Raw genomic sequence first — 25,792 nt, forward strand, 5'->3', positions numbered from 1 at the left:
CCCTGCCGGGTATGTGTCCGGGCACACGGGTGCCGGGACGGGCCCCGGCTGGGGCGATGCGCGAAGATGAGGTCATGACCGCCACGCTGCGTCTCGCTCTCGCCCAGGTCAACCCCACGGTCGGCGACCTCGCCGGCAACGCCGCGCTGGTGCGCGAGTGGTCCGCCCGCGCCGCCGAGAACGGCGCCCACCTGGTGGCCTTCCCCGAGATGATGCTGACCGGCTACCCCGTCGAGGACCTGGTGTTCCGGCAGTCGTTCGTCGACGCCTCCCGCCAGGCGGTGGAGCGGCTCGCCGCCGACCTGGCCGCCGACGGCCTGGGCGAGCTGGCGGTGGTCGTCGGCTACCTCGACGCCGACGGACCGGCCCGGCTCGGCTCCGACAGCGCCTCGGCCGTCGGCCCGCGCGACTCGCTGGCGCTGCTGCACCGGGGCGCGGTCGCGGCCCGCTACGACAAGCACCACCTGCCCAACTACGGCGTCTTCGACGAGGACCGCTACTTCGTGCCCGGCGACACGCTGACCGTGGTGCGGCTCCAGTGGGCCGACGGCGCCCAGGCCGACGTCGCGCTGACCATCTGCGAGGACATCTGGCAGGCGGGCGGCCCGTTCGCGGTCGCGGCCGCGGCCCGGGTCGGGCTGGTCGTCAACATCAACGGCTCGCCGTACGAGCTGGACAAGGACGATGTGCGGCTGCCGCTGGTGGCCCGCCGCGCCGCCGAGGCCGGCGCGCCCGTGGCGTACGTCAACATGATCGGCGGCCAGGACGAGCTGGTCTTCGACGGCGACTCCATGATCGTCGCCTCGGACGGGACGCTGCTGGCCCGGGGGCCCCAGTTCGACGCCGCGCTGCTCGTGCACGACCTCCAGCTGCCCGAGGCCGACCCGGACGCCCCCACCGGCGACCTGGGTGCCATGAAGGTGGCCCGGCACCTGCTGCGCACCTCGTGGGGCGCCCCGGTCGGCCCGCCCGCCGACGCGGGCATCGCCGCCCGCCTGGCCGACGAGGCCGAGGTGTGGCAGGCGCTCGTGCTCGGCCTGCGCGACTACGTACGCAAGAACGGCGCGAAGTCGATCCTGCTCGGCCTGTCCGGCGGCATCGACTCCTCGGTCGTGGCCGCGATCGCGGTCGACGCGCTCGGCGCCGAGCACGTCGTCGGCGTCTCGATGCCCAGCGGCCACTCCTCGCAGCACTCGCGCGACGACGCCGCCGAGATGGCGCAGCTCACCGGCCTGGACTACCGGGTCGAGCCGATCCAGCACATGGTCGACGGCTTCCTGTCCAACCTGAACCTGTCCGGCCTGGCCGTGGAGAACCTCCAGGCCCGCGTCCGCGCGGTGATCCTGATGGCGCTGTCCAACCAGGAAGGGCACCTGGTGCTCACCACCGGCAACAAGAGCGAGCTCGCCGTCGGCTACTCGACCCTCTACGGGGACTCGGTCGGCGCGTTCAACCCGCTCAAGGACGTGCCGAAGACCCTGGTCTGGAAGCTCGCCCGCTGGCGCAACACGGTCACGCCGGTGATCCCGGTCAGCTCGATCGAGAAGCCGCCCAGCGCCGAGCTGCGCCCCGGCCAGCTCGACACCGACTCGCTGCCGCCGTATGACCAGCTCGACGCGATCGTCGCCGGGTACGTCGACGGCGACCAGGGCCGCGACGAGCTCGTCGCGGCCGGGCACGACCCCGCCCTGGTCGACCGGATCCTCCGGCTGATCGACGGGGCGGAGTACAAGCGGCGCCAGTCCGCGCCCGGTACGAAGATCTCGTTCAAGTCGTTCGGGCGGGACCGGCGGCTGCCGATCACCAACCGCTGGCGCGAATCCCGCTAGAGATGCTGTGACCGACCGGGCAGTGAAATTCTGCACTGAACCCTGACATCGGCTGTTCAACAGGTGGAAACATCCTCCTCAGAGACCCGGGGACCGCGAGCGCGGCCACGAGGTGAGAGGAGACAGCGATGTCTGACAGTGTGGGGTCCCTGTACGGGGCCAAGGCCGGCAGCCGGGTACGCGCCCGGCACCTGCAACTGGCCAAGGAGCGCGGCGAGAAGTGGGCCATGCTCACCTCGTACGACCAGTACACCGCCCAGATCTTCGACGAGGCGGGCATCCCGGTGCTGCTCGTCGGCGACTCGGCGGCCAACAACGTGTACGGCTACCCCACCACCCTCCAGGTGACCGTCGACGAGATGATCCCGCTGGCCCGCGCCGTCGTCGGGGCCACCAGGCGGGCACTGGTCGTGACCGACCTGCCGTTCGGCTCGTACGAGGAGAGCCCCGCGCAGGCGCTGCGCACCTCGGTGCGCCTCATGAAGGAGACCGGCTGCCACGCCGTCAAGCTCGAAGGCTTCCGGCCCGAGCAGATCGCCGCGATCACCGGGGCGGGCATCCCGGTCATGGCCCACCTCGGCTTCACCCCGCAGTCGGAGCACCAGCTCGGCGGGTACCGGGTGCAGGGCCGTGGTGACGACGCGGCCGCCGTGCTGCTGGCGCAGTCGCGGGCCGTCGCCGAGGCGGGGGCGTTCTCGGTGGTGCTGGAGATGGTGCCCGGCGACGTCGCCAAGCAGGTGACCGCCGAGGTGCCGATCCCGACCGTGGGCATCGGCGCCGGGCCGGACACCGACGCGCAGGTGCTGGTGTGGCAGGACATGGCCGGGATGCGGCCGGCCAGCGCCGGGCCGATGCCCCGGTTCGTCAAGAAGTACGCCGAACTGCACAACGTGCTGAGCGAGGCGGCGACGGCGTTCGCGGCCGACGTCCGCGAGGGCGCCTTCCCCTCGGCCGAACACACCTTCTGACCCGCCCGCCCCACCCCCTGCCCGCCACTCCCCGCCGCCACTCCCCGCCGTCACCACCCGCCTTACAAAGACGTTGGCCTATCTCGTCGACTTCGATCTTGTTTCAGTCGATGTAATAGGCCAACGTCTATGAAAAACCGGGGCTGAAGCCGGAGCCGGAGCCGAGGACGGGCCGGGGACGGGGAATGCGTTCAGGTCAGAGGTCCGTCACGCGGATGCCTGCGTGGGCCTTGTACCGCTTGTTGATGGCGATCAGGTTCGCCGTGAACGCCTCGATCTGCCCCGCGTTGCGCAGCCGCCCCGCGTGCACCCCGCGCATCCCCGCGATCCGCCCCGCCAGCGCCTGCACCACCGCGACCGCGTCCCGGTCGTCGCCGAGCACCAGCACGTCCAGCTCGACCGACTGCACCGACGGGTCGGCCAGCAGCTCCGCGCTGACGTGGTGGAACGCGGCCGTCACCCGCGAGCGCGGCAGCAGCTTCTCCGCCTGCTGCGCGGCGCTGCCCTCCTCAATCGGCAGCGCGTACGGCCCCTGCTTGTCGAAGCCGAGCGGGTTCACGCAGTCGACAATGATCTTGTCGACGAGCAGGGGCTCCAGCTCGGCCAGCAGCTCGGCGTGCCCCGCGTACGGCACCGCCACGATGAGCACGTCCGACCGGCTCGCGATCTCGGCGTTCGCACCGCCCTCGACCCGGCCCGTGGAGGCGAGCTCGCCCGCGGCAGCCGCGGCGCGCTCGGCGCTGCGTGAACCGATGAGCACGTGCTGCCCGGCCAGCGCCAGCCGGTACGCCAGGCCGCGGCCCTGATCGCCGGTGCCGCCGAGGATGCCGACCGTCAGCGCGCTGACGTCGGGAAGGGAAGCGAGATCCAGTGCCATGCGCCCGATCCTCGCACCTGGAGCACCCAAAACACCCTGTGACATCTCTCCCAGAAACCACAACGATCGTTCAGCCCGCCTCGCGGCACCCGAGTTCGTGCATTTTCAGGGAAACTGCACGAACCCGACCCCCCATTCCAGCACTTTCCCGAAACTGCACGCCCACCCCAGGCCGGGCGGGGCGGGCCGGGGCGAGGCGGGCGGGGCGGGCCGGGGCGGGCGTCAAGATCGGGCGAGTTGCCTGGCAACTGGGCGAAAGAGGGGGCGCCAAACGCACGTTTGCCCGGCAACTTGGCTGGGCTTGGGGGTGGGGGTGCCGGTCAGGTGAGGGCGCGGAGTAGGAGGAGGACGGAGAGGGTCAGGCCGAAGGCGACCACTACGCGGCGCAGGGTGCGGGCGGGGAGGCGGCGGCCCAGGCGGGAGCCGACGTAGCCGCCGAGCAGGGTGGTCGGGATCAGGACCGCGACGGCGGGCCAGTAGGCGGGGCCGAACAGGGCGTACACGGTGGTGGTGACCACGCCGACGGCGAGCTGGAGCACGTTCTTCACCGCGACCAGGCGGCTCAGCGGCTCGGTGAGCATCAGGCCCAGCACGGCCAGCAGGATCACGCCGAGGACCGAGCCGAAGTAGCCGCCGTACACGCCGACGGTGAACAGGAGCAGGCGCCGCAGCCATACCGGATGAAAGTCGCCCAGCCAGCCGGACACGCGCCCCTGGGCCGCGAGCAGCAGCGAGGCCGCGAAGACCAGGACCGGCATGATCACCGCGTACGCGGCAGCCGGCGTACGCAGCAGCAGCACGCACCCGGTCACCGCCCCCGCGAGCACCAGCGGCACCAGCGACCGCAACCGCGCCGACCGCCCCCGCAGGTCCGGCCACGTCCCCGCCACGCTCGCCGAGTACCCGCCGATCACCGACATCACCGTCGTCACGCTCGCGCCGACCGGCGGCACCCCCGCCGCCAGCAGCGCGGGCAGCACCAGCAGCGAGCCGCCCCCGGCGACCGCGTTCACCGCACCGGCGAGCACACCGGCCACCGCGAGCGCGGGAAGCAGCAGGGCATCCATCGCCGCCGACCGTAGCCGGTACGGCACGGTGATCATGCCGGTTGTGCCACGTATCATGGTCAGCGCGACGGACGAGTCGACCGGGCGGTCGCGTCACCGCTGCGGCTCCGGCCCGGCGGTGCCGAGGAACGTCCGGACTCCACAGGGCAGGGTGGTTGCTAACGGCAACCCGGGGCGACCCGCGGGACAGTGCCACAGAAAGCAGACCGCCCGCACTCCTCGGAGGAGCGGGTAAGGGTGAAACGGTGAGGTAAGAGCTCACCAGCACCCCGGGTGACCGGGGTGGCTAGGTAAACCCCACCCGGAGCAAGACCAAGACTGGCCGCCGTGAGCCCTCGGGCGAGCGGTGGTCGCGCGGACGTTCGAGGGCTGCCCGCCCGATGTCCGCGGGTAGGTTGCTAGAGCCTGTCGGCGACGGCAGGCGTAGATGGATGGCCGCCCCCGGTGCGCGAGCACCGGGACAAAATCCGGCGTACAGGTCGACTCGTCCGTCCCTGTACCGCTTCCGGCAGTCGCCGGCCAGCCGGGTATGACACCAGGCACGCCATGGCTACGAGCTGAGACGCTCTCCCGCGCTGCCGAGCCCGCGCAGGCGCTCCCAGGACATCAGCGCGAAGGTGACGCCGAAGTACACCGCGACGGCCGGAAAGATCACCAGCGGCCCGGCGGCCAGGCGCTGCGCGAACAGCTGCAGGGCGAAGGTGGGCAGGAGGAACAGCACCCACACCACCTTGGCCGGCAGCGGCAGCCGCCACAGGGGCCGGACCAGTCCGAAGCCCTGGCGCTCGCCGGGCGCGGCCACGAAGAGCACGTAACCCACCGCCACCGCCATGGCGAGCAGGAGACTCACCGGCATCGGGAAGGTGGCGGTCACCCCCGACAGGAACTCGACCAGCCCGTAAACCGCCACAGCCAGCCCTGCCACGAGGGTCGACTTCGCTCTCACCTGCAACGTCACGGCGCCCACCGTAGTAGCTGCCCGCCACCGCGTCCACCGCTGTTTCCGCAGATAGGTGGCGGTACCGCCCCCTGGCGGCGCGTATCGGGCTGGATGCGCCGTTCGCTGGCGCCGCCCGGCGGTCACATCCCGGGGTCGTCTCCGATGTTGTCGATGTGGACGGCGACGGTATCCGGGCTGGCTGGAACGTCTCCGTACTCCTGACCGGTGTAGAGCCACAGGCAGTGGCGGGTCCAGGGCAGGATTCCGCCGACCTCGCGGCAGCCGCGGTAGGAGCCGGACGTCGCGTCCAGGGACCAGCCGATCCCGCGCAGGTGATCGACGAGCCGGGTCACCGTCGTCGCGCGGGCGGCGCCGTCGGCGGCGATCACCACGAATTCCGCCGTGCAGTTGCCGCTGCTGCCGCCGGAGGCGCAGTGGTCGGCCGAGACCAGCCGCAGCGTCGGCGGCAGCGGCAGGAGCTCGCCGTCGCGGGCCTCGAAGCGCAGCGAGCCGTCGTCATCGCCCACGACTGCGGCTGTTCCGCAGGATACGAGCGACAGCACGCCGACGAGCGCCGCCACCGCGACGACCCACCGCCATCGGGCCGCCGGGCGGATGTCCGAGCCTGCTCGGACCTGAGCGTTGTGGATGATGCGATCGACGAGCAGGGCGACCAGACCACCACCGCCCACCAGCAGCCAACCTGCGAACCAGTCGAACCACGGCGCACCGAGGCGGCCGCCCGGCCATTGCGATACGGCGAAGACGGCGGCCATCGAGCCGATCAGGCATGCGCCGACAGCCGTTCCTGCTCGGCTGGCGCAGCTGCTGCCCCACGCCCAGGCGCCGACGACCAGCACCCCGGTGAGTGCCGCGGCGACTCCCGCCGACCACTCGCCCTGCAACAGCGGAAGAGTTCCGAGCAGTGCGCCCGCGATGCTCAGCCGCACTCGCCAACCCGAACCTGCCATGGAGGACATGCGAAACATTAAAGCCCGTCGCGGTCGGCGGCGCTGTCCCTGAAGGGCGCTCAGGCGGCTGGCGTCCGGCCGTCCGGACCGCCGTCGCCGGGTGCCTTATCCGTTTGCCGCCGGTCTGCCCGGTCGGGTAGGAAGCTCGCATGCTGCGAGGTGACAGGATCGGGCTGCGGGCCCGGCACGAGGACGACATCCCGGTCCTGGTGGCCGAGCTGTACAACGACGTGGCCGGCTCCGCGCGGGCCGAATCCCGGCCGTGGCGGCCGGTCGCGCCCGGGATGAAGGACAGGCGGGTCACGCTCGACGACACCGAGCAGGGCAGCGTCCCGTTCTCGGTGGTGGAGCTGGGCGGCGGCACGCTGATCGGCACCGCGGCACTGTGGGGCATCGACACCCACCACCGTTTCGCGCACCTCGGGCTGGGGCTGCTGCCGTCCGCGCGCGGCAAGGGCTACGGCAGCGACGTGGTCGCGGTGCTGTGCCACTACGGTTTCGTCGTACGCGGTCTGCACCGGCTGCAGATCGACACGCTGTCGGACAACGACGCGATGCTGCGCGCCGCCGAGCGCAACGGCTTCGTCCGCGAGGGCGTGCTGCGCTCCTCGGCCTGGGTGATGGGCGAGTTCCTGGACGAGGTCCTGCTCGGGCTCCTCGCCCCGGACTGGAAGGCGCGCTCGGCGGCATAGGCTGCCGCGAACGGATCAGGGGCCGGCGAGCTGGTCGCGGCGGCGGATGAGGTACGCCGTCTCGCCGGTGTTGCCGGACAGCTCGATGGCCCGGTCGTACGCCGCCCGCGACTGCTCGCTGCGGCCCAGCCGCCGCAGCAGCTCGGCGCGGGTGGCGTGGAAGACGTGGTAGCCCTCCAGCGGCAGCCCGTCCACTTCGGCCAGCGCGACCTGCGGGCCGTCGAGTTCGGCGACCGCGATCGCCCGGTTGAGCCGCACGATCGGCGAGGGGTCGAGGCGGAGCAGCTGGTCGTACAGCGCGACGACCTGCGACCAGTCGGTGTCGCGGATGTCGCGGGCGTCGGTGTGGACGGCGTTGATCGCGGCGAGGATCTGGTATCGCCCCGGCGCCTGACCGGAGGCGAGCCGGGCGCGGACCAGGGCGTGCCCCTCGGCGATCTGCCCGCGGTCCCAGGCGCCGCGATCCTGCTCGCCGAGGACGACGAGCTCGCCGCTCGCCGACACCCGGGCGGTGCGGCGGGCCTCGGTCAGCAGCATCAGCGCCAGCAGTCCGGCGACCTCGCCGTCGGCCGGGAGCAGGCTGCGCACCAGGCGGGTCAGCCGGATCGCCTCGGCGGTCAGCTCGCCGCGGATCGGCGCCTTCCCGGGGTCGGAGGCCAGGTAGCCCTCGTTGAAGATCAGGAAGAGGACGGCGAGGACCCCGGTCACGCGGGCCGGCAGGTCCTCGCGGAACGGCACGCCGTACGGAATCCGGGCGGCCTTGATCTTCGCTTTCGCCCGGGTGATCCGCTGGCCCATCGTGCTCTCCTGTACCAGGAACGCGCGGGCGATCTCGGGCACGGTGAGCCCGCCGACCATGCGCAGGGTCAGCGCCACCCGCGCGTCCATGGCCAGCGCCGGATGGCAGCACGTGAACACCAGGCGCAGCCGGTCGTCGTCGATGGCGCCGGGCGGCTCGGGGGTGTCGAACAGCATCAGCGCCTCCCTGTGCTTCTCCTCCCGCCTGACCTCGCGCCGGAGCCGGTCGACGGCCTTGCGGAAGGCGGTGGTGCTCAGCCACGCGCCGGGGTTGGGCGGCACGCCGTGGACCGGCCAGTGCTCGACGGCGGACGCGAACGCCTCGGCGGCCATCTCCTCGGCGATGTCGAGATCACCGATCCGCCTGGCCAGGGTCGCGACCACCCGGGCCCACTCCTCGCGGTGGACCCGGGCGAGCACCTCGCCGACGTCGGTCATGCTTCCAGGAACGGCCGCAGCTCGACCCGGCGGTTGCAGCTCTTCGACCCCTGCGCGGCCAGGCGCAGCGCCACGTCGAGGTGCGGCGCGTCGACGATCCAGAAGCCGATGACGTGCTCCTTCGACTCCAGGTAGGGGCCGTCGGTGAACACCGGCGCGCCGTCCCGGCCGTCGACGACGGTGGCGCTGCCCGGCGAGGCGAGCCCGCCCGCGAACACCCAGTGGCCGTCGGCCTGGAGCTGCTCGTTGAAGACGTCGATCGCGGCCATCTCGTCCGCGGTGGCCAGAACGCCTGTCTCAGCGAGCACGGACATCAGGTATTGCGCCATCGAAACCATCTCCTGCGGTCGTGCGGCCGCCCCTTCAGGCAGCCTCTCACCCCTGCTACGAACGCCGCCGCCCCGATCCGACACGCGGCCGCCGGAATCTTCTGGGGAAGATCGGTGCTACAGGTCAGAAGGCGCGGGGTGGCTCACCCGCGCGGAGGCGAAGGCGCCGATCTTCGAAGGCCCCGCTCGACGAAGCGGCGGTCAGGAAGCTTGCCGCTTCGCGAGCCGGGTGAGGCGGCGCCGGGCGCAGGAGTCGTGGGGCGCCAGCGACTCCAACTCTGCGCGGCGTCCGGCGCGAGCGAGCAGATCTAGGTACCACAGGTGGGCGTTGTGCCTGACGTGGTCTCGGGAGAAGCACTCGGCGTGTGGCTGCACCGCCGCGATGGCCACGTCCCAGGCGCCACGCTCCTCCGCCTCCTGGGCCACGGCATACCAGTCCATGCGGCCAGCGTACGGTCGTTCGAACGCGATGCGGTTACCTGAGCCACGCGGTGGTACGCCTGTGGCGCCCCAGTCCCGCAGCGTCGAACTCGTCCCAGGGGAAGCTGCGCACCACACCCAGGTACCTCAACGCCTGCGAAATGGGGGTGCCCTCGATCCCGATCGCCTCGCCTACGTTCACCAGTGGTCCGACTACCAGCACACCGCGATCCCAGACTGCGGCCCCCTGGCCACCGGCACCGCCGAAGTATTCCGCTTCGATATAGCCGACTGGACCGACGTGCGACCGGGTGATCAGCATCTGCTCTAAGGACGGCGATATTCGGATACCCGGCCGGTGGGCGGACGCCCGCTCCTCTACCAGCTCGAATTCGGAATCCGTCATCGGAATCATGCTGATGCCCCGGTTCAGGGGCATAACGGCTGCGTCGTTCAAGTCCGCGGCCAAGGCTTCGACCGCACTCGGAGATCCGACAATCGCCTCAAGGCTGTAGGCCAACTCATCCGCCCAGGTTCAGTGACTCGTTCCCATGAATCTATGACCACCGGTAAACCGCCACCCGCTCCCCGGGCCGATGGGCTTCCACCTGGAGCTGAAGTACCCCCAAGACACGTTAGGCGGCCAGGCCGAGCATGTGCCGGGCGCGCTGCTCGAATGCCTGGACCTCGCCGAGATCGCGGTACGGCCCGAGGCGCCTGCCGAGGTCCCGTACGGCCTCCACGCAGCGCGACGAGCTGACGGTCGCCGTCATCCGTACGACCTCCGACGCCTTCGCCGCAGCCGCCTCGGCATCGCCCCGCTGGAGCCGTCCTGAGGCCAGGACCGCTTGGCTGAGGGCGCCGCGCCGCGCACGGTTCTGCTGACCGGCCGCAGTGACGGACTCCGTGGCGAACCGGTCGAGTTCGTCGAGCTCGCCGAGATCGCGCATCGTGTACGCCATCTCTCCGTACACGTACGCACGGTCGATGAACCGGGCCCATTCCGGCTCGTTATCGGGCACGACCTGAGCGTAGACCTCCTCGAACCCGCGAACTGCCGTCCTGGCCTGAGCCCTCTCGCCGAGGGAGGCCAGGGCGCGGGACTCCAGCACCAGCAGGTCGGCGTAGCACGCTGGAGAGTCGCTGGCCGAGATGCCCCGGCGGCCCGAACGCGCCAGCGCGACCGCCTCCGCGGCGTGGCCGAGCAGGTTCGCCTGGTCCGACATGCCCGCCAGGACGTGGGCACCGAGCACGGCGTTACCGGCCGCCTGGCTGAGGCGCAGCGCCTGGATCAGGTAGCGCTGGGCGAGCCCGTGCTCGCCGTCGTCGTACGCCATCCAGCCCACGAGGTATGCCTGCTCGGCGGCGGCCTCGTACAGCGCGGTCTGGACCTGCGGGCCGTGGTCTCGGCGGACCAGCGGCATGACGTAGCTGTTCATGTACTCGACCAGGGCCACGCGAGCATGGCCGCCACCGCGCATGACGTCCATCTCCTGGAAGAGCGCGAACATGTCGCGGATGCCCGCGACCTGCTCCATGCCGATCCGCCGTGGCCCGGCGTCGGAGCTCTGCCCGTCGAGCGTCGCCAGCAGCCAGTCCCGGCTGGACAGGGCGAGCGCGCTGAGGACGAACGGCGCCTGGATGACGCGGCGACGCGCGACATCGGCCTGACCGAGCTCGGCGACGGTGGCCAGCGAATCGTTTGCCCGGGACGGGTATCGCAGCGCCCTGGCCGCTAGGGACTCCTCATCCACCATGCCGAGGTCAGCAGGTGAGACGCTGTGCCCGAGCTGCTCGGTGAGCGCCGCTGCGATCAGGCGGGGCACCGGATGCTTGGGCACCTGGCCGAGCCGGACCCACCGGTGTACGGCGGTGTAGTCGTAGCGGAGGGCGAGCCCTTCGCGCGCTCCGAACGCGTTGACCCGGCGTGCGAGTCCGGCCCAGGAACAACCGGCCTCAGTGATCAGTCTGCCCAGCTTGTCGTTGGCTCCAGACATCGTGCTCCCTTCTGCGACGTCTTCCCCTTCGCACGGTACCGGCGTCGCGGTCGGCGGGGCAGCCTTCCACATACTCACATGGGTCTTCACATGGTCTACGCGAGCGGCGCATCGGGTTTGCTCGTAGTGGGAAGGGCGCGGACGCATCTCCCAAGGCTCGCCGGGCGCCCTTCCCCCTAGTCATCCGACTTACGGGGAGGCCCGATGTCCTTACACACGCCAATCCGCCCGCAGTGGAGGTGCGCGGTCTGCGCCATGGAGTGGCCCTGTCACACCCGCAGGCGGCAACTGCTCGCGCAGTTCTACGGCGCCCCCGCCTCGCTGGCGATCTGTCTGGCCCGCCACCTGATCCAGGCCTGCCTGGATCTGCCGACCATGCCGTCCGGCCTGCTGCACCAACGCTTCCTCGGCTGGCTGGACGCACCGCACCGCCACGACCGCGACACGATGCCTGCGAATGAGGCGTCAGAGTTCACGTCGTCCGCACTCCCGACGATGGCGTGCGACAGATCCCCGGCGCGCACCGACGTCCATGCCACGACCGGCTACGGCCCGCGCCGACCCGGTCATACGCCGAAACGCGCGGCTCGCCACCTGCTCGCCGCCGCGTGAAAGCCCGCGGGAGCGGCCGCTCGCAGACGCGGCCAGCCTGTTAAGAAGGGCGCCTTCTACCTCCCAAAGGGATAAAAGGTGCCCTTCCTTTCTGCCTGGCGCGGGGTGACCTCTTCAGATGAGCGGGCTGCGGCGCTCGACGAAGGTGACGTCGCGCCAGACGCCGTGGTGACGGCCGATCCGCCGGCGGGTGCCGACGACGCGGAACCCGACTGATTCGTGCAGGGCGATGCTGGCGGTGTTCTCGGGGAAGACCCCGGACTGGATGGTCCAGATCCCGGCCGTCTCGGTGGAGGCGATCAGCGCCTCCAGCAGCGCCCGGCCGACGCCGCGCCCGCGATGGCCGGGGTGCACGTACACGGAGTGGTCGACGACCCCGGCGTAGACGCTGCGGGTGGACACGGCGGTGCAGGCGGCCCAGCCGAGCACGGTCCCGTCGGCGTCGACGGCCACGTGCCGGTGCCCGTCCAGCCGGGCGGCGAAGAACTCGGCCCATCCCGGAGCACCGGTCTCGAAGGTGGCGTTGCCCTCGTCCATCCCCGCCTGGTAGATCGCCAGCACGGCGTCGGCGTGCCCGTCCGTCATGGCGGTGACGGTGAAGGTGCTCATCATCGGTTTGGTCCCCAGCCCCGCAGCGGTGTACACGTCCTGTGATGTGGCCACACCGTATGAGGTGTACGCCCGCACCATCCTGCACCGGCGGCCGGGGCTTCTGCCAGAATCCTCTGGCCGCACCCCGAAAAGCAGATGGGAAAGTGCGCAGACCAGTCATCGGGAAGGGACCTTCCCGACGGCGGCTCCACCCGTGAGGGATGAGCCGGTTCGAGTCCGGTACGCGGGTGCGGCGCCCGGCGGCTCACAGGGCGTAGAGGCGGCGGGCGTTGGCGGAGCCGAGCTGGTCGGCGATGGGCTGGGCGTCGGCCGGGGGCAGCGCGCCGTCGGCGATGAAGGCGTTGAGGACCTGGGCGAGGCTGTGGCGGAACTGGGACGCCCCGATGAGGTACAGCTCGGCCAGGCCGAAGGCGTCGGAGGAGTACAGCAGCTTGCCGAACGGGGCGAGTTCGAGGAACTCGGCGAGCACCGCGGTGGCGCGGGCGCCGAGGTGCGGCACGGTCAGGCCGACGTCGGCGTAGACGTGCGGGTAGACCTGGGCGAGCCAGCCCGCCTGGCGGTGGTACGGGTAGCAGTGCAGCAGCACCAGGCGCGCCCCGGTGCGCAGCGTCGCCTCGCAGAACGGCTGGAGCAGCGCCGGATCGGCCCGGACCAGGGCGGCGTCGCGGTCTCCGAAGCCGGTGTGGAGCTGGATCGGCAGACCGGTGTCGACGGCACACCACAGCAGGTGGCGCAGCAGCACCGGGTCGGTCAGGCGGCCGCCGTCGCGCAGCCAGCGCCCCGCCGCGACCCGCACCTCGTGCGGCTGCGGCCGGGTCGGGTCGAGGCCGAGCCCGTGCCGGTACGCGGCGATCGACTTGGTCGCGACCGCGCCGGGCAGGGCCGTCCGCAGCGCGTCGTCGAGGGCGGCGGCGAACCCGTCCGCCCCGCTGCCGGGCGCGACCTCCTCGGCCAGCAGCTCCAGCCGTACCACCGCGTGGGTCGAGGCACCCGCGAGCGCGCCCAGCGTTCCCGGCGGGAGCAGGTTGCCCGCGGCGGGGCCGGTGTCGACCAGCAGCGCGGACAGGTGCGCGGCGCGCAGCAGCCGCGCCGTGGCCTCGTCGGCGCCCAGGCGCCGCCGCTGCCACAGGTACTCCTCCACCGACGCCCCGGCGGGCAGCCCGAGCACGGGCGCGCACCAGCGGCGCAGGGCCAGCCCGACCTGGCTGTCCAGGTATGACGCCCCCGGCGGGGCCGGTTCGTCGGCCTCCGTGCACCACAGCTCGAATGCCGCATCCTCCAGCGGCGCGGCGGTGACGCCGTGGCAGTGACCGTCGACGAGCGCGAGTTCGCGCAGGTCCAGCGGGTTCAGTACCGCCATCGCACGGCCTCCACCAGCTCGTCCTCGGGCAGCTTCCCGAGCGTGCCGGCCTCGGCCCGGTGCACCGCGTCGAACGCGTCGAGCAGCGGCGCTCCGAGCGCCGCGCACAGCCCTCGGTCGGCGTGCAGGGCCGCGAGCGCGGCGGCGGGCGTGTCCGGCAGGCGCGGCGGCCGCTGCTGCTCCGCCAGCGTGTACGGGTCCACCCCGACCTCCTCGGGCAGCCGCAGCCCCGCGTCCACCGCGTCGGCGACCAGCGCGCACACCGCCCCGACCACCAGGTACGGGTTGGCCGACCCGTCGACGCACTTGACCTCGGCGTTGGCCGCGCCGGCCCGGTTGCCCTCGACGCCGGTGACGAACCGCAGCCCGGCCTCGCGGTTCTCCCGGCCCCAGCACTGGTACGCGCCCGCCCAGCGCTGCGGGGCCTGGCGCAGCGCGCTGGCGGGGCTGGGCACGCCGAGCCCGGCCAGGGCGGGCAGCCGCGACAGCACCCCGGCCAGGGCGGATTCGCCGCGCGCGGTGAGGCCGTGCGGGCCGTCGCCGCCCGCGAGCAGGTTGGCGCCGTCGGCCCATACCGAGAAGTGCAGGTGCATGCCGTTGCCGACCTGCCGCGCGACGGACACGGGCGCGAACGAGGCGCGCAGGCCGTGGCGCAGCGCGGTGGCGCGGACCGTCTCGCGGGCGAGCACGATCCGGTCGGCGGCGGCGACGGGGTCGGCGTGGCCGACGGACAGTTCGAGCTGGCCGGAGCCGTACTCGGGGTGGAACTGCTCGACGGCGACGTCCTGGGCGGCCAGCGCGGCGAGCAGGTCGCGGCCGTAGTCGGACAGCTCGACCAGCCGGGTCATGCCGTAGGCGGGGCCGTCGGAGGCCGGGCTGCCGTCGGGGCGGGCCAGGTAGAACTCCAGCTCGAACGCCATCCGCAGGGTGGTCCCGGCGTCGGCGGCGCGGGCGGCCATGCGCCGGGCGAACAGGCGCTGGTCCGCCGGGTACGGCAGACCGTCCTGGGTCCACCGGTCGACCGGCGCCCACGCCCAGCCGGGCTGGGCGGCGAGCACGGTGAGCCGGTCGAGGTCGGGGTGCAGCCGCAGGTCGCCGACGGGTCCGCCGACGAGCCGCCCGGCGGTGATGGTGTCGTCGACGCAGAACACGTCGTGCACGGTGGACATGCCGACGCCCCACGCGGCCGCCCCGGGCAGCTGCCCCGCTGGCACGGCCTTGACCCTGGTCACGCCCGCGTTGTCGACCCAGGTCAGGGCGACGCCGTGCACGCCCGCGGCGGTGAGTTTGGCGGCGGCGTCGCGGCCCGCGGCGGCCAGGGCGGTCCGGTCGAGCACCGGCTCGGCGGTCACCGGCTGCTCCCGGCAGGTACGGCCGGGGCCGCCTCACGGGCCGCCTGGGCGGGCGCGGCGACGGCGGCGGGGCGCTGGTGCTGCTGGAGGTAGAGCGCGACGGCGTACACGAACAGGGCCGCGCCGGTCATCTCCAGCAGCTCCTCGAACGAGGCCGACAGGACGTACCGCATGCTGGCCCAGCCGGGGGTGAAGCCGATGTTCTCGCGGCCGGAGAACGCGCCGACGACCTCCATGCCCGCCGCGCCGAACAGGAACAGCGCGGCCCCCACGACGACGAGCACCCGCACCCGTCCCGGCAGCGCGAGCAGGAACCGCGTGTATGACACCCCGAGCGCCAGCACCAGCGGCGCCGCGAGCACCAGCCACGACAGGTACGACGCCTGGCCCAGGTGCACCACGGCGACGGTGGCGCCGATCTCGTGGACCTGCGCGTACTCGTCGATCGACAGCAGGGCGAAGACGACGCCCAGGATGCGCCAGTGCCGGGCGAAGCGGGCGCCCGCGGCCCTGGCGTTGTTCGCGACCTGCCACAGCAGCACGGCGGCCAGCAGCAGCACCCCGGAGGAGTACCAGGTCGGCAGGTTGTCCTCCTTGTCGACGTAGAAGAACTTGACCAGCCGCCCGAAGTACGGGAACGGGTCGTACACGCCGAGGCCGTGGTAGACGAGGCAGAAGCCGAGACTGAGCGCGTGCAGGGCGGCGATGCAGCACAGCAGGACGCGCAGCAGGCGACCGGCGGGAATGTCGAGCTTCACCAGGTTTACAACGATGCGTCCGGCCGATGTGACACGAGCCTGGCGGGGGTGGGCGCGCGACGGCCACGACGTCGTCGGGTTTCCCGGCCGCCGCCGCTGTGCCATAGTCACCGCTGTGTCCGATCCGATCGCACGGCTGGCCGCGCTCACCGCCGCCGCGGTGGCGCTGGCGGCCCTGACCGTGGCCGTGCTGGCGTACCGGCGGTCCGGGGCGCGGCCCACCGCCCGGCTGTACCACATGAACAACTTCGGGCCCGGTGACGCCAAGGAGTTCCTGATCGCCACCACGGTCACCAACGGCGCGCTCGGCGCGGTGCAGGTGGTGACCTGCGAGTTCGAGGTGCGGGGCGTGCGGGGCCGGCACATGGTCGGCGGGCAGGGCCGGCGCGGGCCGGAGCTGCCGTTCCGGCTGGAAGGCCACCAGAGCGCCACCTGGACGGTCCCGGCCGCCGACGTGGCCGAGCTGCTGCGGGTGTACGACAAGAACCCCGCCCGCATCCGCGCCGTGCTCGCCCTGGGCAGCGGCGGCACGGTCAAGGGCGGCTGGTTCCGGTTCGACCTGGACAAGTGGGCCACCGGGGTGGTCGTGCCCGCGCCGCGCGGCGGCGGGAGCAAGCAGGCGGCGGCGCCCGCCAAGGCGAAGGGCTGAGCCATGACCGGTGTGGACATGTACTGGCACCGCGTGCCCGCGACCGCGCTGAAGGCGGCGCCGCGCGAGCTGTGGGAGTCCGTGCCGACCTTCGGTGACGACGCCTACCCGGTGGCGGTGGCCGAGGGTGTGGTGCTGGCCGTGGCCGAGGACTACCTGCTGCTGGAGGTGCTGTTCGCGGGCAGCACCGGGATGGCCGCCGACCCGGCCGGGCTGATCGTGTCGGGCGGCGACTGGCGGCCGATCGGCGCCGGTGCCGATGACGAGGTCGGGGTGCTGACCGCGCAGCAGGTCGAGGCGGTCTCGGTGTACCTGGCCGACGCGGAGCCCAGTGAGTGGATCGCGCAGCGGTCGCTGGAGCTGGCCGCGGTGCTGCGGCAGTACTCGCCGCACCCGTGGTCGGACCAGCGCGCGAGCCACCTGGCCCAGGACGCGGTCGAGCTGGTCGACTTCTACCACCGCGCGGCCGAGGCGGGCGAGGCCGTCGTGAAGATCCTGGTGGCCTAGCGGGGGTACGACCCCTGCCAGGCCAGCCGCTCGTCCGCTCCGGCGGCGAGCCGTTCCAGCAGCGTGTCCAGCAGCAGGAACGCCTCCCAGCGGTCCGTTCCGGCCGCCGTGATCCGATCGGCGAGCAGCTGTTCGAGGTCGGCGACCCGCTTGCCCTTCCACACCTTGTCGGCGACGGTGACCAGCAGGTCCTCGGTGGTGCTGCCCCGGTCCCAGTGCGCGTGCCCGGCGGCGAAGCGGGCCAGTTCGGGGCTGATCCCGTGCGCCCGCAGCAGCCGCGCCCCGGCCTGCTCGTGCGCGTGTCCGGGTCCGGCCAGCTCGGCGGGGTGCTCGGCCTTGCCGATGTCGTGCGTGGCGGCGCCGAACAGCACGGCGTCGCGGTCGTACGCCAGCCCGGGGCAGGCGGCGGTCAGGGCCGCGGTGAGCCGCGAGGCGACGTCGTGGACCAGGCGCAGGTGGGCGGCCAGGCGCGGCGGGGCGTCGAGGGTGCGCAGCAGGTCGGCGGCGGGGCCGGGCAGCGGCAGCGGAGGCGGGTCGGTCAGGGCGCGTTCGAGCAGGGGCGAGGGCACCGTCCCAGTGTAAGTTGACTGTTCAGCCGATGCTGAAGTCAGCTTCGACTGTAGAATCAGGGGCATGCTCGATGCCGCCACCGACGTGGAGGTGCTGGCCCGGTTCGGCCACGCACTGTCCGACCCCACCCGCATCCGCCTGCTCCTGGCGCTGCGCGAAGGCCCGGCGTATCCGACCGACCTGGCCGACCGCCTCGGCGTGACCCGCACCAACCTGTCCAACCACCTGGCCTGCCTGCGCGGCTGCGGCCTGGTGGTGGCCAGCCCGCAGGGCCGCCGCAGCCGCTACGAGCTGAGCGACGCCCGCCTGGCCCACGCCCTGGACGACCTGCTCGGGCTGGTGCTCGCCATCGACCCGGCGGTCTGCGCCAGCACCCCGGAGGTGGCCTGACATGGGCGCCGGACACGACCACACCGGGCACGACCACTCCGGCCACGGCGGCCACGGGCACGGCGTCTCCGCCGACGCCGACCGGCGCTGGCTGAGCATCGCGCTCGCGCTGATCCTCGGGTTCATGGGCGTCGAGGTCGTCGTCGGCCTGCTCGCCGACTCGCTGGCGCTGCTGTCCGACGCGGCCCACATGCTCACCGACGCCGCCGCGATCGTGCTGGCCCTGGTGGCGATGCGCCTGGCGGCCCGCCCGCCGCGCGGCGGCTACACGTACGGGCTCAAGCGCGCCGAGATCCTGTCCGCGCAGGCCAACGGGATCACCCTGCTGCTGCTGGCCGCCTGGCTGGCATACGAGGCGATCCAGCGGCTGATCCACCCGCCGGACGTGCGCGGCGGCGCGGTGCTGGTCACCGCGATCGCGGGCGTCGGCGTCAACCTCGTCGCCGCCTGGTGCCTGTCCAGGGCCAACCGGACCAGCCTCAACATCGAGGGCGCGTTCCAGCACATCCTCAACGACCTGTTCGCCTTCATCGCCACCGCGATCGCGGGCCTCATCGTGCTGACCACCGGGTTCGACCGCGCCGACGGCATCGCCTCCCTGGTCGTGGTCGTGCTGATGGTCAAGGCGGGCGTGGAGCTGCTCGGCGCGTCCGGCCGCATCCTGCTGGAGGCGGCGCCCGCCGGGCTCAGCCCCGACGCCCTCGGTGCGGAACTGGCCTGCGTGACCGGCGTCGTGGAGGTGCACGACCTGCACGTGTGGCAGGTGACCTCGGGTTACCCGGCCCTGTCCGCGCACATCCTGGTGCAGCCCGGCGGCGACTGCCACGCGGTGCGCCGCGACGTCGAGGCGCTGCTGCGCGGCGAGCACCACATCGCGCACACCACGCTCCAGGTCGACCACACCGACGAGCACGACACCCCGGCCGCGATCGCGGCGGCCCACTGCGCCGACCCGCACGGTGCCGTGTACCGGCCGCCGCACGCATAATCGGCGCCATGCCGCACAGCGACCCGTACGTCGTGCACGACACCCCCGGCCGCGTCGGGATGATGCCCCGGCCCGCGCGCGACGTGACGCTGGCCGAGGACCTGCACCTGCTGCGCTCGGTGCACGGCGTGGACGTGGTGGTGTGCGCGCTGCCCGACGACGAGCTGGAACTGCTGGGGCTGCTCGGCGAGGCCGACGCGGTGCGCCGGGCCGGGATGCGGTTCGAGCACTTCCCCGTCGGCGACCACGACGTCCCCGAGTTCGCGCCGTACCAGGCGCTCACCGCCCGGCTGGCCGCCGAGGTCACCGCCGGGGCATACGTGGTGGCGCACTGCTGGGCCGGGATCGGCCGGTCCGGACTCATCGCGGGCGGAGTGCTGATCCAGCTCGGCCTGTCGGCCCGGCAGGCGATGGACCGGCTGGTGGAGCGGCGGGGCTATCCGCCGGAGACGCCGTCGCAGTGCGACATGCTGGTCCGGCTGGCCGAGACGGTCGCTTCCGGCCGCTGACGGCGCCGTGCCGCCGATGCGCCGCCGGACGCCGTAAGAGCCGGTGCCGCAACCGATGCCGCGATAGGTGCACTGTGGAGTGCTTGCGCGACTGCGGATGACTTTCACTTTTTTATGGATTTCGCTCACACATGGGCCTTTTGCGTTGCACAGTGATGTCTGGAGCAGCAGTGCACGGGATTTCCCCCGGTGAACCGCGTTCGCCGGTACGGCCGGACACCGCTGTTCGCGGTTCCGCCGGAGGCATGTCCGGCAGGACATACCCGTGAGGAGGAGCGATGGCCGTAGCCAAGGCCGCAGCGAAGAAGGCACCGGCGAAGAAGGCCGCTGCCGTGAAGTCGGTCGCCAAGAAGGCGCCGAGCGGGCCGGCCGCGGCGAAGACGACCGCGACCGCCAAGAAGACCTCGCCGGCGAAGAAGACGACGCCCATGAAGAAGGCGGCCGTCGCGAAGAAGACCACGCCCGCCAAGAAGGCGACCGCGAAGAAGACCACCGCGAAGAAGACCACTGCCAAGAAGACGACCGCCGCCAAGAAGACCACGGCGGCCAGGAAGACGACCGCGGCGGCCAGGAAGACGACCGCGGCGGCCAGGAAGACCACCGCGAAGAAGGTCACCGCGGCCGTGAAGAAGGCCGCACCGGCGAAGAAGGCGACGGCGAAGAAGGCCATGGCGACCAGGAGCACGACGGCCCGCAAGACCACGACGGCCCGTACGGCCACGGCGAAGAAGACCACCGCCGCGAAGAAGACGACGCCCCTGAAGAAGGCGGCCGTCGCGAAGAAGACCACGCCCGCCAGGAAGGCCGCCGCCAAGAAGACCACGGCGGTGAAGAAGACGACCACCGCCAGGAAGACGGCACCGGCCAAGAAGACCGCGGTCCGCAAGACGACGGCGGCCAGGAAGACCACCGCCGCCCGGAAGACCACCACCACCGCCGCCAAGAAGACCACCGCCGCGAAGAAGACGACGGCCGCGCGCAAGACGACCTCGGCGGCGCGCAAGACCACCGCGGCCAAGCGGATCACCGCGGCGGTGAAGAAGACCGCGGCCAAGAAGGTCCCGGCCAGGAAGGCCACCGCGGCGCGCAAGACGACGCCGATGAAGAAGGCGGCCACGGCGCGCAAGACCACGCCCGCCCGCAAGACGGCCATGGCGGCGAAGAAGACCGCGCCCGCCCGCAAGACGGCCGTACGCAAGACCGCGATGCGGTCCGCGGTCACCAAGTCGACAGCCCGCCGAGCGCCTGCTCGCAAGGCGATGCGCTGATCCGGGTGGCCAGCAGGCCGGTGCCGCCGGAGGTCCGCTGCTGGTAAGAAGGACCAATGGCACACCGCCGCCTGGTCGCCCAGGCCATCGACTTCACTCCCCTGCGCCGTGAGCTGGACCTGCCTGACGGGTTCCCGCCCGCGGCGCAGGCGCAGGCCGAGCAGGCCGCCCGCGAGGTGAAGCTGCCGCAGGCCGACCGCACCGACATCCCGTTCGTCACGGTCGACCCCGCCTCGTCGCGCGACCTGGACCAGGCGCTGTGCCTGCTGCGCCGCGACGGCGGCGGCTACCGGGTGCACTACGCCATCGCCGACGTCGCCGCGTACGTCGTGCCCGGCAGCGCGCTGGAGGCCGAGACCTGGAAGCGCGGGCAGACGGTGTACCTGCCCGACGGCAAGGTGCCGCTGCACCCGACGGTGCTGTCCGAGGGCGCGGTGAGCCTGCTGCCCGATGTGGAGCGGGCCGCGGTGGTGTGGACGATCGACGTCAGCGCCGACGGCGACACCGAGTCCGTCGAGGTGGGGCGGGCCCGGGTGCGCAGCCGCGCCAAGCTCGCCTACGACGGGGTGCAGTCCGATGCCGACAGCGGCAAGCTGGCCGAGCCGATCGCGCTGCTGCCCGAACTGGGCAAGCTGCTGATCGCACGCGCCCTGGAGCGCGGCGCCATCAACCTGCCCATGCCGGAGCAGGAGATCGAGCCCGACGGCAAGAGCTGGCGGCTGAGCCTGCGCGCCCCGCTGGCCAGCGAGGAGTGGAACGCGCAGATCTCGCTGCTGACCGGCCGGGCCGCCGCCGAGATCATGTTGAAGGGCCGGATCGGCCTGCTGCGCACCATGCCCGCCCCGGACCCGCACGCCGTGGCCCGGCTGCGCCTGGCCGGGCAGGGCCTGGGCATCGGCTGGCCCGACGGCCTGACCGTGGGCCAGGTCATCGCGAGCCTCGACTGCGCCGACCCGAAGGCCGCCGCGTTCATCGACGAGGCCGCCGAGCTGCTGCGGGGCGCCGGGTACACGCCGTTCGCGGGCGAGCTGCCCGCCGAGCCCGCGCACTCCGCGGTGGCCTCGCCGTATGCGCACGTCACGGCCCCGCTGCGGCGGCTGGCCGACCGGTATGCCACCGAGGTGTGCCTGGCCCTGCACGAGGGCCGGGACGTGCCCGCCTGGGCCGCCGAGGCGCTGCCCCGCCTGCCCGAGATCATGACCGGGACCGGCAGTGTCGCCTCGGCCGCCGAGCGCGGCGCGATCGACCTGGTCGAGGCCGTGGTGCTCGCCGACCGGATCGGCGAGACGTTCCCCGCTGCCGTGCTGGACACCAACCACGGCAAGCCCGGCGGCACCGTCGCCCTGGACGACCCCGCCGTACGCGCCCGCTGCGACGGCCAGCTGACGGCCGGGGACCGCGTCACCGTGCGGCTCACCACCGCCGACCCCGCCAAGCGCCTGGTCCGCTTCGCCCTCGCCTGAGCGTGAGAAAGGGCACCTTCCACATCGGATCCCGATGAGAAGGTGCCCTTTTTGTCTGCACAGCGCAGGGGTGCGCGGGTGGGGTCAGAACTCGCTGAGGTGTGCGGTGTCGTTGACGACGCGGACGGAGATGCCGCCGTCGGGCCAGGTGTCCACGATGGAGATTCCGGCCGGGTCCAGCAGCAGGCGGTGCAGGAACGCGTCCGAGGCGGCCAGGGCGTCGCGCAGGATCAGCTTTATCGGCGAGACGTGTGAGACGACGGCGACGGTGTCGCCCTCGTACTGCGTCTGGAGCCGCCCGACCACGCCCCGGACCCGCTTGGCCACCTTCTGGAACGACTCCCCGCCGGGCGGGGCGACGGACGTGGAGGCCAGCCACGCGGACAGCTCGGTGGCGTACTGCTCGCGCACCTCGCCGAAGGTCAGCCCCTCCCACACCCCGAAGTCGCACTCGATCAGCTCGGGCTCGACCTCGACCGGCACCCGGCCCGCCGCCTGGGCGATGGCGCGGGCGGTGGCCTTGCAGCGCTCCAGCGGCGAGCAGACGACCCGGTTCGGCTTCAGACCGGCCACGCGCTGCGCGGTGGCGGCCGCCTGCGCCTGCCCGCGCTCGGACAGCGGCACGTCGCCGCGCCCGGAGTAGCGCTTCTGCGCCGTCAGCGGGGTCTCGCCGTGCCGGACCAGGATCAGCCGGGTCGCCGGGGCGGTGCGCGGCGCCCAGTCCTGCTTGGGTTCGGTGATGGCGACGGCCGTGGCGACCGCCGCGTCGTGCTCGATCTCGGCGCCCCCGGCCGCGGCGGCGTCCATGGCCGCGTTGGCCAGGGCGTCGGCGGCACGGTTGCGCTCGCGCGGGATCCAGGCGTACGTGACCTGGTCGAATCTGCGTACCAGCCCGGCGGCCTGCGCCGCCAGCGGCCGCAGCCCCTGGTGTTTGATCTGCCAGCGGCCTGACATCTGCTCGACCACCAGCTTGGAGTCCATCCGCACCTCGACCAGGGTCGCGCCCACCTCGGCGGCGGCCTCCAGCCCGGCGATGAGCCCCCGGTACTCGGCGACGTTGTTGGTGGCCACGCCGATCGCGGCGGCCCGCTCGGCGAGCACCTGGCCGCTGGCCGCGTCGCGCACGACCGCGCCGTATCCGGCCGGGCCGGGATTGCCGCGGGCGCCCCCGTCGGCCTCGACCACGACCCGCATGGTCACAGGCCCGATTCGGCGGTGCGCACCATGATGCGGCGGCACTCCTCGCAGCGGACGACCTCGTCGGGCGCGGCCGTCTTGACCCGGTTGCGGTCGGCGCCGAACAGCTCCAGGCGGCAGCCGCCGCAGCGGCCGTACTGCACCAGGGCCGCGGCGAGGCCGCCGGACTGCTCACGGATCTTGTCGTACAGCTGGACCAGTTCGGCCGGGAGGTCGGCGGCGAGCGGACCCCGGGCCGTCCGCTTCCACTGCGCCTCCTTGTCGAGCTCGGCGACGGTCTGGTCGCGGCGCTGCTCGGTGGCGATCCGGGTGTCGCGGGCGGAGGCGATGCGCTCGTCCACCGCGTCGAGCGCCGACTGCGCCGTCTCGCGCTTCTCCATCAGCTCCAGCTCGGCGTCCTCCAGCTCGGACTGGCGGCGGGACAGCGAGGTCATCTCGTGCTCCAGCGCGGTCAGCTCGCGGGCGGGCAGGCGGCCGTCGTCGAGGCGCTGCTGGTCCTTGGCCCGGCGCTGCCGTACGGTGTCGACCTCGCGCTCCAGCCTGGTGATGTCGCGGTCCAGGTCGTCGACGTCGACCTCGGCGCGGACCCGCTCGTCCTCCAGCCGGCTGACGACCTTGGTCAACGCGTCGAGCTCCGCGGTCTCCGGCATCGTCCGGCGGCGGTGCGCCAGCTGCTGCAGCGTGATGTCGATCGCCTGGAGGTCAAGCAGCCGCTGCTGGTCCTTCGGGTCGGCCTTCATTCGGCACTCCTTCTCTTGATCAGCGCACTGCCGGGCATGGTGCTCACGTGGCAGGGTCAAGTGTCGCGCAAGCGTGGAACGGGAACGGGTCGGTGTTCGCGTCGGAGACGATGATCTCAAGTCCGGTCCGCGTACGCAGCCAGGCGGCCAGTGGCGTCAGCCAGGGCGCCTCGGTGGCGTAGTGGCCGGCGTCGACCAGCGCGGGGCCGCCCTCGGCACGCAGGTCGGCGACGCGGTGGTGCTTGAGGTCGCCGGTGAGGTAGACGTCGACGCCCGCGGCGACCGCGTCGGGGATGAAGCTGTCGCCCGAACCGCCGCAGACGGCGACGGTCGTCACGGTGCGGGCGGGATCGCCGCTGACGCGCACGCCCCAGCTCGCCACCGGCAGCGCGGCGGCGGCCAGGTGCGCGAACTCGCCGAGCGTCATCGGGTTGACCCGGCCGATGCGGCCGAAGCCGCGGCCCTGCTCGGTGGGGCGCAGCGGCCGCAGCTCGGTCAGGCCGAGCCGGTCGGCGAGCGCGTCGCTGACCCCGGGGTCGGCCACGTCGGCGTTGGTGTGGGCGACGTACAGGGCGACGTGGTTCTCGATCAGGTCGTGCAGCACGCGGCCCTGGTAGTCGACGGCAGCGACCGAGGAGACCCCGGACAGCAGCAGCGGGTGGTGCGCGACGATCAGGTCGGCGCCGAGATCGAGGGCCTGTGCGACGGTGTCCGGCAGCACGTCGACGACGGTCAGCACGCGGGTCACCGGGTTGTCGGGGCGCCCGGCGACCAGGCCGACCCGGTCCCACGGCTCCGCCCAGCTGGGCGGGAACTCTTCATCGAGCAATCGCACGAACGAGGCGACAGTCCAGCTCACCCGGACAGCCTAGACTCCCGGTCCGTTCAGACACCCACCCGCACGCCCCGGTGGGACAGCAGCTCGTCGACGGCGGCCAGGGCCAGCTCCCACGGGAACTCGTGCCGGACCGCGTCGCCGTTGCCGGGCGCGGGCAGGACCAGCACGTCGTCGCCGTACAGCACGCGTACGCCCCAGCGGCGCAGGCGGTCCAGGTTCTCCTGGAACATCGGGTGCCGGGCCATCGCGTCGTTGGTGTAGGGGAACGCCACGATCGGCAGGCCCTTGCCGTACCCCTCGATCAGCAGGCCGAGCGGGAGCGTGTCGGCGATGCCCGCCGCCCACTTGTTCACCGTGTTGACCGTCGCCGGGGCCACCACCAGCGCGTCGGGCGGCGGCAGCACGTCGGGGTCGCCGGGGTTCTTGAAGCTCGTGCGCACCGGGTGGCCGGTCTGGGCCGCCAGCGCCGGGATGTCGAGGAACTTGCGCCCGTCCGGGGTCGCCACCACGCACACGTCGTAGCCGCGCCGCTGGGCCAGCGCGACCAGCTTGCCCACCTCCCGCGCCACCGGCGAGCCGCAGGCCAGGACGTACAGCACCGGCCGGCGCGGTGCCTCGGCGGACGGCGCGTCGTCCAGCGGCTCGTCGGTCAT

At 72.7% G+C, this 25,792-nt stretch carries 29 protein-coding genes and 1 other RNA gene; 12 read left to right on the forward strand and 18 right to left on the reverse strand.

Going from position 1 to position 25,792, the window contains the following annotated elements; genetic code table 11:
* Window positions 1–74 precede the first annotated feature (74 nt).
* Window positions 75–1,829 carry an NAD+ synthase gene (locus Cs7R123_RS35755; RefSeq protein ID WP_212833212.1) on the forward strand — a complete coding sequence of 585 codons (1,755 nt, stop codon included), beginning with the start codon at window positions 75–77 and terminating at the stop codon, window positions 1,827–1,829.
* A 128-nt stretch (window positions 1,830–1,957) separates the two neighbouring features.
* Window positions 1,958–2,797, forward strand: coding sequence for a 3-methyl-2-oxobutanoate hydroxymethyltransferase (panB, locus tag Cs7R123_RS35760; protein WP_212833214.1), 840 nt, complete (start codon window positions 1,958–1,960; stop codon window positions 2,795–2,797).
* Window positions 2,798–2,993: 196 nt separating this feature from the next.
* Here panB and npdG read toward each other — a convergent pair whose 3' ends face one another.
* Together npdG and Cs7R123_RS35770 are read right to left on the reverse strand one after the other, a co-directional pair.
* Window positions 2,994–3,674 carry an NADPH-dependent F420 reductase gene (npdG, locus tag Cs7R123_RS35765; RefSeq protein WP_212833216.1) on the reverse strand — a complete coding sequence of 227 codons (681 nt, stop codon included), beginning with the start codon at window positions 3,672–3,674 and terminating at the stop codon, window positions 2,994–2,996.
* Window positions 3,675–3,994: 320 nt separating this feature from the next.
* A complete protein-coding gene (locus tag Cs7R123_RS35770; protein WP_212833218.1) occupies window positions 3,995–4,741 on the reverse strand; it encodes a sulfite exporter TauE/SafE family protein in 747 nt (248 codons plus the stop codon).
* A 72-nt stretch (window positions 4,742–4,813) separates the two neighbouring features.
* Between Cs7R123_RS35770 and rnpB the strand changes: the two genes are divergently transcribed.
* An RNA gene (rnpB, locus tag Cs7R123_RS35775) (RNase P RNA component class A) lies at window positions 4,814–5,232 on the forward strand.
* A 59-nt stretch (window positions 5,233–5,291) separates the two neighbouring features.
* On the opposite strand, the gene Cs7R123_RS35780 is transcribed toward rnpB, so the two are convergent.
* Complete coding sequence (locus tag Cs7R123_RS35780; RefSeq protein ID WP_212833220.1) at window positions 5,292–5,699, reverse strand: hypothetical protein; 408 nt, start codon at window positions 5,697–5,699, stop codon at window positions 5,292–5,294.
* A gap of 122 nt (window positions 5,700–5,821) precedes the next feature.
* Complete coding sequence (locus Cs7R123_RS35785) at window positions 5,822–6,652, reverse strand: hypothetical protein (protein WP_212833221.1); 831 nt, start codon at window positions 6,650–6,652, stop codon at window positions 5,822–5,824.
* 149 nt (window positions 6,653–6,801) lie between these two features.
* Between Cs7R123_RS35785 and Cs7R123_RS35790 the strand changes: the two genes are divergently transcribed.
* Window positions 6,802–7,344, forward strand: a complete 543-nt coding sequence (locus Cs7R123_RS35790; protein ID WP_212833223.1) for a GNAT family N-acetyltransferase — start codon at window positions 6,802–6,804, stop codon at window positions 7,342–7,344.
* 15 nt (window positions 7,345–7,359) lie between these two features.
* On the opposite strand, the gene Cs7R123_RS35795 is transcribed toward Cs7R123_RS35790, so the two are convergent.
* The 5 genes from Cs7R123_RS35795 to Cs7R123_RS35815 form a co-directional block, all read right to left on the reverse strand.
* Entirely contained in the window at window positions 7,360–8,580 is a 1,221-nt protein-coding gene (locus tag Cs7R123_RS35795) for an RNA polymerase sigma factor (RefSeq protein WP_212833225.1), read from the reverse strand.
* Window positions 8,577–8,909, reverse strand: a complete 333-nt coding sequence (locus Cs7R123_RS35800; protein ID WP_212833227.1) for a YciI family protein — start codon at window positions 8,907–8,909, stop codon at window positions 8,577–8,579. The genes Cs7R123_RS35795 and Cs7R123_RS35800 overlap by 4 nt, the downstream gene beginning before the upstream one ends.
* Window positions 8,910–9,110: 201 nt before the next feature.
* On the reverse strand, window positions 9,111–9,350 hold the full coding sequence (locus Cs7R123_RS35805) for a hypothetical protein (RefSeq protein ID WP_212833228.1): 240 nt from the start codon (window positions 9,348–9,350) through the stop codon (window positions 9,111–9,113).
* A 34-nt stretch (window positions 9,351–9,384) separates the two neighbouring features.
* A complete protein-coding gene (locus tag Cs7R123_RS35810) occupies window positions 9,385–9,735 on the reverse strand; it encodes a hypothetical protein (RefSeq protein WP_212833229.1) in 351 nt (116 codons plus the stop codon).
* Window positions 9,736–9,964: 229 nt separating this feature from the next.
* Window positions 9,965–11,326, reverse strand: coding sequence for a hypothetical protein (locus Cs7R123_RS35815; RefSeq protein WP_244872355.1), 1,362 nt, complete (start codon window positions 11,324–11,326; stop codon window positions 9,965–9,967).
* A 255-nt stretch (window positions 11,327–11,581) separates the two neighbouring features.
* On the opposite strand from Cs7R123_RS35815, the gene Cs7R123_RS41025 reads away from it, so the two are divergent.
* The gene (locus tag Cs7R123_RS41025) at window positions 11,582–11,938 is read left to right on the forward strand and encodes a hypothetical protein (protein ID WP_308442908.1); all 357 of its coding nucleotides are present in this window, start codon (window positions 11,582–11,584) and stop codon (window positions 11,936–11,938) included.
* Window positions 11,939–12,052: 114 nt separating this feature from the next.
* Here the strand turns inward: Cs7R123_RS41025 and Cs7R123_RS35825 are convergent, their stop codons facing one another.
* The 4 genes from Cs7R123_RS35825 to Cs7R123_RS35840 all read right to left on the reverse strand — a co-directional run bounded on the left by Cs7R123_RS35825 (window position 12,053) and on the right by Cs7R123_RS35840 (window position 16,020).
* Entirely contained in the window at window positions 12,053–12,547 is a 495-nt protein-coding gene (locus tag Cs7R123_RS35825) for a GNAT family N-acetyltransferase (protein WP_244872356.1), read from the reverse strand.
* Window positions 12,548–12,794: 247 nt separating this feature from the next.
* A complete protein-coding gene (locus Cs7R123_RS35830; RefSeq protein WP_212833230.1) occupies window positions 12,795–13,910 on the reverse strand; it encodes an amidohydrolase family protein in 1,116 nt (371 codons plus the stop codon).
* A complete protein-coding gene (locus Cs7R123_RS35835) occupies window positions 13,898–15,262 on the reverse strand; it encodes a glutamine synthetase family protein (protein WP_244872357.1) in 1,365 nt (454 codons plus the stop codon). The genes Cs7R123_RS35830 and Cs7R123_RS35835 overlap by 13 nt, the downstream gene beginning before the upstream one ends.
* Window positions 15,259–16,020: a hypothetical protein gene (locus Cs7R123_RS35840; protein WP_212833231.1), complete on the reverse strand. Its 762-nt coding sequence runs from the start codon at window positions 16,018–16,020 to the stop codon at window positions 15,259–15,261. The genes Cs7R123_RS35835 and Cs7R123_RS35840 overlap by 4 nt, the downstream gene beginning before the upstream one ends.
* A 115-nt stretch (window positions 16,021–16,135) precedes the next feature.
* Here Cs7R123_RS35840 and Cs7R123_RS35845 point away from each other — a divergent pair, with 115 nt between their 5' ends.
* Together Cs7R123_RS35845 and Cs7R123_RS35850 are read left to right on the forward strand one after the other, a co-directional pair.
* Window positions 16,136–16,669, forward strand: coding sequence for a hypothetical protein (locus Cs7R123_RS35845; protein ID WP_212833232.1), 534 nt, complete (start codon window positions 16,136–16,138; stop codon window positions 16,667–16,669).
* Between the two features lie 3 nt (window positions 16,670–16,672).
* The gene (locus Cs7R123_RS35850; RefSeq protein WP_212833233.1) at window positions 16,673–17,176 is read left to right on the forward strand and encodes a DUF1877 family protein; all 504 of its coding nucleotides are present in this window, start codon (window positions 16,673–16,675) and stop codon (window positions 17,174–17,176) included.
* Here Cs7R123_RS35850 and Cs7R123_RS35855 read toward each other — a convergent pair.
* Window positions 17,173–17,745 (reverse strand): HD domain-containing protein, encoded by a 573-nt coding sequence (locus tag Cs7R123_RS35855; RefSeq protein WP_244872358.1) that lies wholly within the window; start codon window positions 17,743–17,745, stop codon window positions 17,173–17,175. The genes Cs7R123_RS35850 and Cs7R123_RS35855 overlap by 4 nt on opposite strands.
* 64 nt (window positions 17,746–17,809) lie before the next feature.
* Between Cs7R123_RS35855 and Cs7R123_RS35860 the strand changes: the two genes are divergently transcribed.
* From Cs7R123_RS35860 to Cs7R123_RS35880, 5 genes are all read left to right on the forward strand, one after another.
* Window positions 17,810–18,136 (forward strand): helix-turn-helix transcriptional regulator, encoded by a 327-nt coding sequence (locus Cs7R123_RS35860; RefSeq protein WP_212833236.1) that lies wholly within the window; start codon window positions 17,810–17,812, stop codon window positions 18,134–18,136.
* 1 nt (window position 18,137) lies between these two features.
* Window positions 18,138–19,124: a cation diffusion facilitator family transporter gene (locus Cs7R123_RS35865; protein WP_212833238.1), complete on the forward strand. Its 987-nt coding sequence runs from the start codon at window positions 18,138–18,140 to the stop codon at window positions 19,122–19,124.
* Window positions 19,125–19,132: 8 nt separating this feature from the next.
* The gene (locus Cs7R123_RS35870) at window positions 19,133–19,633 is read left to right on the forward strand and encodes a tyrosine protein phosphatase (protein WP_212833240.1); all 501 of its coding nucleotides are present in this window, start codon (window positions 19,133–19,135) and stop codon (window positions 19,631–19,633) included.
* 278 nt (window positions 19,634–19,911) lie between these two features.
* A complete protein-coding gene (locus Cs7R123_RS35875) occupies window positions 19,912–20,901 on the forward strand; it encodes a histone (protein WP_212833242.1) in 990 nt (329 codons plus the stop codon).
* 56 nt (window positions 20,902–20,957) lie between these two features.
* Window positions 20,958–22,364, forward strand: a complete 1,407-nt coding sequence (locus tag Cs7R123_RS35880) for an RNB domain-containing ribonuclease (RefSeq protein ID WP_212833244.1) — start codon at window positions 20,958–20,960, stop codon at window positions 22,362–22,364.
* 84 nt (window positions 22,365–22,448) lie between these two features.
* Here Cs7R123_RS35880 and Cs7R123_RS35885 read toward each other — a convergent pair whose 3' ends face one another.
* Genes Cs7R123_RS35885 through Cs7R123_RS35900 form a run of 4 tightly spaced genes read right to left on the reverse strand, consistent with a single transcriptional unit; the run spans window position 22,449 to window position 25,792 of the window.
* A complete protein-coding gene (locus Cs7R123_RS35885; protein WP_212834936.1) occupies window positions 22,449–23,558 on the reverse strand; it encodes a bifunctional RNase H/acid phosphatase in 1,110 nt (369 codons plus the stop codon).
* A gap of 2 nt (window positions 23,559–23,560) precedes the next feature.
* Window positions 23,561–24,301: a zinc ribbon domain-containing protein gene (locus tag Cs7R123_RS35890; RefSeq protein WP_212833246.1), complete on the reverse strand. Its 741-nt coding sequence runs from the start codon at window positions 24,299–24,301 to the stop codon at window positions 23,561–23,563.
* A gap of 43 nt (window positions 24,302–24,344) precedes the next feature.
* Window positions 24,345–25,160: a Nif3-like dinuclear metal center hexameric protein gene (locus tag Cs7R123_RS35895; RefSeq protein WP_244872359.1), complete on the reverse strand. Its 816-nt coding sequence runs from the start codon at window positions 25,158–25,160 to the stop codon at window positions 24,345–24,347.
* Window positions 25,161–25,186: 26 nt separating this feature from the next.
* Complete coding sequence (locus tag Cs7R123_RS35900; protein WP_212833248.1) at window positions 25,187–25,792, reverse strand: flavoprotein; 606 nt, start codon at window positions 25,790–25,792, stop codon at window positions 25,187–25,189.

The sequence above is a fragment of the Catellatospora sp. TT07R-123 genome (assembly GCF_018327705.1).
Taxonomy (GTDB): Bacteria; Actinomycetota; Actinomycetes; order Mycobacteriales; family Micromonosporaceae; genus Catellatospora.

Bases quoted from the DNA above. Each gene is read 5' to 3' on its own strand.
- Cs7R123_RS35755 (WP_212833212.1), top strand. From the start codon at position 75: ATGACCGCCACGCTGCGTCTCGCTCTCGCCCAGGTCAACCCCACGGTC.
- panB (WP_212833214.1), top strand. From the start codon at position 1,958: ATGTCTGACAGTGTGGGGTCCCTGTACGGGGCCAAGGCCGGCAGCCGG.
- npdG (WP_212833216.1), bottom strand. From the start codon at position 3,674: ATGGCACTGGATCTCGCTTCCCTTCCCGACGTCAGCGCGCTGACGGTC.
- Cs7R123_RS35770 (WP_212833218.1), bottom strand. From the start codon at position 4,741: ATGGATGCCCTGCTGCTTCCCGCGCTCGCGGTGGCCGGTGTGCTCGCC.
- Cs7R123_RS35785 (WP_212833221.1), bottom strand. From the start codon at position 6,652: ATGGCAGGTTCGGGTTGGCGAGTGCGGCTGAGCATCGCGGGCGCACTG.
- Cs7R123_RS35790 (WP_212833223.1), top strand. From the start codon at position 6,802: ATGCTGCGAGGTGACAGGATCGGGCTGCGGGCCCGGCACGAGGACGAC.
- Cs7R123_RS35795 (WP_212833225.1), bottom strand. From the start codon at position 8,580: ATGACCGACGTCGGCGAGGTGCTCGCCCGGGTCCACCGCGAGGAGTGG.
- Cs7R123_RS35800 (WP_212833227.1), bottom strand. From the start codon at position 8,909: ATGGCGCAATACCTGATGTCCGTGCTCGCTGAGACAGGCGTTCTGGCC.
- Cs7R123_RS35805 (WP_212833228.1), bottom strand. From the start codon at position 9,350: ATGGACTGGTATGCCGTGGCCCAGGAGGCGGAGGAGCGTGGCGCCTGG.
- Cs7R123_RS35810 (WP_212833229.1), bottom strand. From the start codon at position 9,735: ATGACGGATTCCGAATTCGAGCTGGTAGAGGAGCGGGCGTCCGCCCAC.
- Cs7R123_RS35815 (WP_244872355.1), bottom strand. From the start codon at position 11,326: ATGTCTGGAGCCAACGACAAGCTGGGCAGACTGATCACTGAGGCCGGT.
- Cs7R123_RS41025 (WP_308442908.1), top strand. From the start codon at position 11,582: ATGGAGTGGCCCTGTCACACCCGCAGGCGGCAACTGCTCGCGCAGTTC.
- Cs7R123_RS35825 (WP_244872356.1), bottom strand. From the start codon at position 12,547: ATGAGCACCTTCACCGTCACCGCCATGACGGACGGGCACGCCGACGCC.
- Cs7R123_RS35830 (WP_212833230.1), bottom strand. From the start codon at position 13,910: ATGGCGGTACTGAACCCGCTGGACCTGCGCGAACTCGCGCTCGTCGAC.
- Cs7R123_RS35850 (WP_212833233.1), top strand. From the start codon at position 16,673: ATGACCGGTGTGGACATGTACTGGCACCGCGTGCCCGCGACCGCGCTG.
- Cs7R123_RS35860 (WP_212833236.1), top strand. From the start codon at position 17,810: ATGCTCGATGCCGCCACCGACGTGGAGGTGCTGGCCCGGTTCGGCCAC.
- Cs7R123_RS35865 (WP_212833238.1), top strand. From the start codon at position 18,138: ATGGGCGCCGGACACGACCACACCGGGCACGACCACTCCGGCCACGGC.
- Cs7R123_RS35870 (WP_212833240.1), top strand. From the start codon at position 19,133: ATGCCGCACAGCGACCCGTACGTCGTGCACGACACCCCCGGCCGCGTC.
- Cs7R123_RS35875 (WP_212833242.1), top strand. From the start codon at position 19,912: ATGGCCGTAGCCAAGGCCGCAGCGAAGAAGGCACCGGCGAAGAAGGCC.
- Cs7R123_RS35880 (WP_212833244.1), top strand. From the start codon at position 20,958: ATGGCACACCGCCGCCTGGTCGCCCAGGCCATCGACTTCACTCCCCTG.
- Cs7R123_RS35885 (WP_212834936.1), bottom strand. From the start codon at position 23,558: ATGCGGGTCGTGGTCGAGGCCGACGGGGGCGCCCGCGGCAATCCCGGC.
- Cs7R123_RS35890 (WP_212833246.1), bottom strand. From the start codon at position 24,301: ATGAAGGCCGACCCGAAGGACCAGCAGCGGCTGCTTGACCTCCAGGCG.
- Cs7R123_RS35900 (WP_212833248.1), bottom strand. From the start codon at position 25,792: ATGACCGACGAGCCGCTGGACGACGCGCCGTCCGCCGAGGCACCGCGC.